The following is a 6,000-nucleotide window of genomic DNA, read 5'->3' as shown; positions in this document are numbered from 1 at the left end:
GTACTGTGTCTCAAGACACGGGAGAGTCGGTCGCCGACAGACCTGCACAGGACAAGACAAACACCACCCACCCTCAAACGATCAAACGGTGGCGGGGGGTGGAGCAGCCCGGTAGCTCGTCAGGCTCATAACCTGAAGGTCACAGCTTCAAATCCTGTCCCCGCAACCAAATACATCAACCACACGACCCGCCTCGCCACCGCGAGGCGGGTCGTGGGCGTTCAAGCCTCACGAGCCCGTCAGGCCCAGCATCCCCCGGGCCTGCGCCGGCGTCGCCACCCGGCGCCCGTGCCGTCTCACCGCCGCCGCCGCGAGCGTGACCAGTTCGGCGTTGGATGCGGCCAGACGGTCCTTGGTGATCCGGATGTTGTCCTCCAGGCCCGTTCGAACCGCGCGGGCGCCGCGCGCCAGGGCCCAGTCCATCACTTCGGCCTAATGCCGCCCGTTCCCCCCCGCCGTCCAGGTCGCCCGCGGCAGGATGCGGCGCATCTCGCCGAGGAGCAGGTCGAGGAGGTGCGGGTCGGCCGGCAGGGCATTCTTCACGCCCATGACGAACTGCACATGCGGGCGTCCGTCGATCAAGCCGGCCTCCACCAGACGCGCGGCACCGTGCAGATGCGACAGGTCGAAGATCTCGATCTCGGGGCGCACGCCGAACTGTTTCATCTGGCAGGCGAGGTCGGTCACCAGCGTGGCGTGGTTTTCGTAGACGATCGTTGGGCAGTTGACCGATCCCGTGGAGAGCGAGGTCATGTCCGGGGGGGCCGGAGTGACAGGCCTCGGCTCGCCGGATCGCGACCCCGCCCTCCCGTCGAGAACTGGACGATCATGCCCGGACAGCTTCGGCGCAGGCCTTCCTGCACCGCCGCGAACCGGTCGGGGTCCGAGGACGGGGTCTCGTCGTCGTTGCGCACGTGGATATGCGCCAGGGTGGCGCCGGCCTCGTACGCCTCGGTCGTCGACGCGATCTGTTCGGCCACCGTCGCGGGCAGCGCCGGGGTGTCGGATTTGCGCGGTACGGAGCCGGTGATCGCGACCGCGATGACGACGGGCTCGCTTCCACGCAAACTCTCCCTTCTGCCTCTTGCTCTGGCGTGTCTCGCGGCAGGACCCCTCCCCTTCCAGGCCGGAAAGGCACCGCTGCCCGCGCGGAAGCGAGACCTTTTCGATGGCACGCGCTACGCCTATGGATGGACGCCATGCGCGACACCATCCTGATCCTCAATGGTCCGAACCTCAATCTGCTCGGTCAGCGCGAGCCTCATATCTACGGGCACGAGACGCTGGCGGATGTGGAGGCGCGATGCCGGACCCTGGCGGCGACGTTCGGCCTGGCCATCGATTTCCATCAGAGCAACGCCGAGCACCAACTCATCGACTGGATCCACGCTTACCGGGTCGGTTCGGCCGGGATCGTGATCAACCCCGGCGCCTATACCCACACCTCGATCGCGATCCTCGACGCGCTGAACGCCTGCGAGGTCCCGATCATCGAGTGTCACATCTCGAACGTCCACCGGCGCGAGGCGTTTCGGCATCATTCCTACGTCTCTCTGGCGGCCACCGCCGTGATGGCGGGGTTCGGGACGCAGGGCTACGAACTCGCGGTCCGGCACATCGCCCACCTGCGCGGCGCGCGGTAGGACCGGACCACGATGCACGCGATGCATCGAGGTCCATGCGGGCGGTTTCCCCGCGAAGTCCGCCGAACCTCGGTGAGACCGTCTTCGGCTTGATCGAAGCGGAGACAGGATCGCTCAGCCCGCGCGGCCTCTGAGCGAAGCCCCAATCCGCCATCCCGAAGGGGGCAAGCGGATTCGGGATGAGACGGCCGTTGGACCGGGCTCATCGCGGCCGGGTCTCGGATCAGGCGGCCTTCACCCCCGGACCCGCGATGCTTTTCCAGGCCGGTGCGAGGACGAGACTCGTCACCGGAATGAGGACGGCGCCGATTGCGAGGCCGACGAGGCCGGAGCCGGCGGCGGTGACCAGCCATTCGACGGCGCCCGCGAAGGGGCCGCTCACCCCTCCGACGGCCGCCGCCACGGCATGAATGGCGTGGCCGATCGCCGGCAGGCCATAGCCCTCAAGGCCATGCACCAGGATGCCGCCCCCGACCCAGATCATCGCGGCGGTGCCGACGATCGCGAGCATCGTCAGGAAGCCCGGCATGCCCTTCACCAGGCCGCGTCCGATGGCGCGAACCAGGCCGCCGAACGCAGAGCGTGACGTGTTGGCCGCCATCGCCACGCCGGCATCGTCCGCCTTCACGATCAGGGCGACACCCCCATAGACCGCGACGGTGATCCCGATCGCGACCACGGCGAGCACGGCCGTCTTGATCCAGATCGAACCCTCGGGCAGGGCCGCGAGGGTGATGGCCATGATCTCGGCCGACAGGATGAAGTCGGTCTTGATCGCGCTCGATACCTTCCGGTCCTCGAGGGCCCGCGCGTCTTCCGGCCCGACCTCCAGCCTCGCCTCGTGCGCATGGGCTTGATGCGGGAACAGCGCCTCGTAGACCTTCTCGGTGCCCTCGTAGGAGAGGTAGGCCCCGCCGAGCATGAGCAGCGGTGTGATGGCCCAGGGAGCGAAGGCGCCGAGCGCCAGGGCGGCGGGAAGCAGGAACAGGAGCTTGTTGCGCAGCGAGCCGAGGGCGATGCGGCCGACGATGGGAAGCTCACGCTCGGCGGCGAAGCCCACGACGTAGCGTGGGGTCACGGCGGCATCGTCGATCACCACGCCGGCGGCCTTGACCCCTGCCCGGCCGGCCTGCGCCGCGACGTCGTCGAGGGAGGCCGCCGCCACCTTGGCGAGGCCTGCGATGTCGTCGAGAAGCGCGATCAGTCCGATGCTCACGAAACCTCCTGTCGGCCGGCGATGCGACCATCGATCGCCCGCCTCATCGCCCGCCCCTCGGCTTGGCCTGCACGGGAGACGAACGAAACGGAGATTTGATCCCGCTTCCCCGTCGATGTGCGGACGGCGCGACGGTCGGCATGGGGAGACGATGTGGCGATCCCGCCGAAGAACCGGCCGGGCCCGCTCCGATTCATCGCGGACCGGGAGGCGCGACCCGTGCGCCTTCGCCCATCGTCCTCGATTCTGCATTCATAATTTCAGTTGGCCCGAGGATTGCTGGAAGCCCGCCATAGACACGGAGGGTTCATGACGATTCCCGAGGTCCAGCTCAGCCTGGACGGCATCCGCAAGTCCTTTCCCGGCAAGGGCGGCCCCGTGCCGGTGCTCGATGGGCTCAGCTTCGATATCTACGAGCGCGACTTCGTCAGCATCATCGGCCCGAGCGGCTGCGGCAAGACGACGGTGTTCAACGTCATCGCCGGGCTTCTCGAGCCCGATGGCGGGACCATGACCTTCCGCGGCGAGGTGGTGCCGGGGCTTCAGGGCCGTGTCGGCTACATGATGCAGAAGGACCTGCTCTTTCCCTGGCGCACGGTTCTGCAGAACGTGATGCTCGGCCTGGAGATGAAGGGCGTCGATCGCGCCCAGGCCCTCGACACGGCTCGCGAGTACCTCGCGACCTTCGGCCTGTCGGGCTTCGAGAACGCCTATCCCAAGACGTTGTCGGGCGGCATGCGGCAACGCGCGGCCCTGATCCGGACCCTGATCATGGATCCCGACATCCTGCTCCTGGACGAGCCCTTCTCCGCCCTGGACTACCAGACCCGGCTCTACCTGGAGGGCATTCTCCTCGACGCGGTGGAGACCTTCCACAAGACCGTGGTCCTCGTGACGCACGACATCGACGAGGCCGTCGCCTTGTCCAAGCGCGTGGTCGTTCTCGGCAACCGCCCCACGACGGTGAAGTCGGTCCACGAGATCGGCCTTGATGCCCGTTCGCCGATCGGCGCGCGCAGCGATCCGCGCTTCTCCGACTACTTCCACACCCTGTGCGGTGAACTCGAGATCCAGACCCGTCAGAGGGCCGCCTGATGACGACGCAAGCCCTGAAGACGTCCCGAACCCTGAAGGCCTCGGCGCGGCCGGCCCGCGCGGCCGTCACGCGGCCCCGCGCAAGGCCGGCTTCCCTCATGCGGGCGGCCGACACGACGCTCGGGCGCGGCATCATCCAGCTGCTGGCGGTCGCCGTGTTCTTCCTCGCCTGGGAGGTCGCGGTTCGGGCCGGCTGGCTCACGGAATTCCTGGTCGGCGCTCCGTCGGGCATCTGGCGCGTCTTCCTCGCCTCGCTGCTGGACGGGTCGCTGCCGGTCGACACCTGGTACACGCTGATCGAGGCCATCATCGGCTTCCTGATCGGGACGCTTCTCGGCTCGCTCGCGGGGCTCGGCCTCTGGTACTCTGCCTTCGTGGCGCGTCTCGTCGAGCCCTTCATCGTGGCGATCAACTCGGTGCCGAAGATCGCGCTGGCGCCGATCGTCATCCTGTGGTTCGGCACCGGTTTCGTCTCGAAGGTGGCGCTGGCGGTGTCGCTCACCGCCCTGGTCGCCCTCATCGCCGCCTATCAGGCCGCCCGCGACGCCGACCCGGACCTGCAGGCGCTGCTGGCCTCCATGGGCGCCTCGAAGAACCGCATCTTCAAGAGCGTGATCGTGCCGTCGACCCTGCCGGCCATCATCGGGATGTTCCGCATCAACATCGGCTTCGCCCTCGTGGGCGCGGTGGTCGGCGAGTTCATCTCCTCCCAGCGCGGCCTCGGGCACCTGATCTACTCGGCCTCCAGCCTCTACGACCTCAACACGGTCTGGGTCGGCCTGTTCGTCCTGATGTTCGTGGGCTTTCTTCTCTACCACGTCATCGATTTCGCCGAGCGCCGCATCCTGCCCTGGCGCCAGATCACGACGGCGGGACAGGTCCAGGTCTGAACGTCCCCGTCTCTCCGCGCTCACCCGGCCGCCCGTCCAGGGCGTGACCGGGGCGGCGGGCGCGTGCCGCGCCGAGCTTCACCGAACCACCGACATGTCTCGAAGAAGGGCCCCACGGATGATCCGTTCCAAACGCTTCCGTCTCTCGACATCCCTCGCCGCCGGCCTAAGCCTTGCCAGCCTGGGCCTCGCAGCCCTGCCGGCCCGCGCGGCGGACAAGGTCACGATCTCGCAGGCCTTCCAGTCGATGCTCTATCTGCCCTTCTATGTCGCCATGGATGCGGGCTTCTTCGCGGGCGAGGGCGTCGAGGTGACGAAGGAGACGGCGGGCGCCCCCGCGGTCGCGCTCTCGGCCGTGATCTCGAAGAGCGCGCAATACTCGATCCACGGCCCCGAATGGACCGCGATCGCCGCCTCGAAGGGCGCGCCCGTCAACGTCGTGGCGAACGTGGTCAACGGGGCCGCGGTCTGGATCGCCACCGCCCCCGATGTGACCTTCAACGACGTGAAGGACCTGAAAGGCCAGAAGATCGTCACCGGCCTGATGCCGACGACGAGCACGTCCCTGTTCCTGAAGCTCCTCAAGGAGAACGGCCTCAAGCCCGAGGACGTGGAGATGACCCAGGTGCAGCTCGGCTCCGAGCCGGGGCCCCTCCTGGCCGGCCAGGCCAAGATCGCCGTGATGTACGAGCCCGGCCTCGATCAGGTGGTGGCCAAGGGCATGAAGGTCGTGCTGAGCTTCCCCGAGCGCTATGGCCCCTATGCGTTCTCGGCCGTGAGCGCGCGCAAGGACGTCGATCCGGCCGTCACCCAGAAGGTGGTCTCCGGGTTGCAGAAGGCGATCCGCTTCATGCACGCGGAACCCGACAAGACCGTCGCCATCGCCAAGAAGCAGTTCCCGAACCTCGACCCCGCCGTGGTGGAGGCCGCCGTCAGGCGCATGATGCGGGAGAAGGTCTACCCGGACAGCGTCGACATCACGGCGGAGGCCCTGAAGACCGGGATGGAGACGCAGGTGGCGCTGGGCAATCTCTCCGCGTTGCCCGACTACGCCACCTTCGTGCGCCGCGACTTCATCGAGAAGAGCCTCGCGGCGAACTGAGACCAGACCGCGACGAGCGTCACGCATCGAGGTCTGCCCGCGCGGTTGTCCCGC

The 6,000-nt window shown here is 67.9% G+C and carries 5 protein-coding genes and 1 pseudogene; 4 read left to right on the top strand and 2 right to left on the bottom strand.

From position 1 onward, the window contains the following. Positions 1-228: 228 nt before the first annotated feature. Positions 229-1,067, bottom strand: a pseudogene (locus MKK54_RS09905) (3-keto-5-aminohexanoate cleavage protein). A 132-nt stretch (positions 1,068-1,199) separates the two neighbouring features. Here MKK54_RS09905 and aroQ point away from each other — a divergent pair. Then, entirely contained in the window at positions 1,200-1,643 is a 444-nt protein-coding gene (aroQ, locus tag MKK54_RS09900) for a type II 3-dehydroquinate dehydratase (protein ID WP_244010619.1), read from the top strand. Positions 1,644-1,866: 223 nt separating this feature from the next. Here aroQ and MKK54_RS09895 read toward each other — a convergent pair whose 3' ends face one another. After that, entirely contained in the window at positions 1,867-2,859 is a 993-nt protein-coding gene (locus MKK54_RS09895; protein ID WP_244010618.1) for a DUF808 domain-containing protein, read from the bottom strand. Positions 2,860-3,168: 309 nt separating this feature from the next. Between MKK54_RS09895 and MKK54_RS09890 the strand changes: the two genes are divergently transcribed. The 3 genes from MKK54_RS09890 to MKK54_RS09880 all read left to right on the top strand — a co-directional run bounded on the left by MKK54_RS09890 (position 3,169) and on the right by MKK54_RS09880 (position 5,946). Continuing rightward, positions 3,169-3,954 carry an ABC transporter ATP-binding protein gene (locus tag MKK54_RS09890; protein WP_244010617.1) on the top strand — a complete coding sequence of 262 codons (786 nt, stop codon included), beginning with the start codon at positions 3,169-3,171 and terminating at the stop codon, positions 3,952-3,954. Then, a complete protein-coding gene (locus MKK54_RS09885; RefSeq protein WP_244010616.1) occupies positions 3,954-4,844 on the top strand; it encodes an ABC transporter permease in 891 nt (296 codons plus the stop codon). The genes MKK54_RS09890 and MKK54_RS09885 overlap by 1 nt, the downstream gene beginning before the upstream one ends. A 118-nt stretch (positions 4,845-4,962) precedes the next feature. Then, positions 4,963-5,946: an ABC transporter substrate-binding protein gene (locus tag MKK54_RS09880; RefSeq protein ID WP_244010615.1), complete on the top strand. Its 984-nt coding sequence runs from the start codon at positions 4,963-4,965 to the stop codon at positions 5,944-5,946. Positions 5,947-6,000 lie beyond the last annotated feature (54 nt).

Origin of the sequence: Methylobacterium sp. J-068 (assembly GCF_022829445.1) — a bacterium.
Lineage (GTDB): Bacteria > Pseudomonadota > Alphaproteobacteria > Rhizobiales > Beijerinckiaceae > Methylobacterium.
Note: the sequence above shows the minus strand (reverse complement) of the source record. Positions and strands in the feature narration are given on the sequence as shown.

Excerpts from the sequence above, each read along its gene's own strand:
- MKK54_RS09885 (WP_244010616.1), top strand. The coding sequence starts at position 3,954 with ATGACGACGCAAGCCCTGAAGACGTCCCGAACCCTGAAGGCCTCGGCG.
- MKK54_RS09880 (WP_244010615.1), top strand. The coding sequence starts at position 4,963 with ATGATCCGTTCCAAACGCTTCCGTCTCTCGACATCCCTCGCCGCCGGC.
- MKK54_RS09890 (WP_244010617.1), top strand. The coding sequence starts at position 3,169 with ATGACGATTCCCGAGGTCCAGCTCAGCCTGGACGGCATCCGCAAGTCC.
- aroQ (WP_244010619.1), top strand. The coding sequence starts at position 1,200 with ATGCGCGACACCATCCTGATCCTCAATGGTCCGAACCTCAATCTGCTC.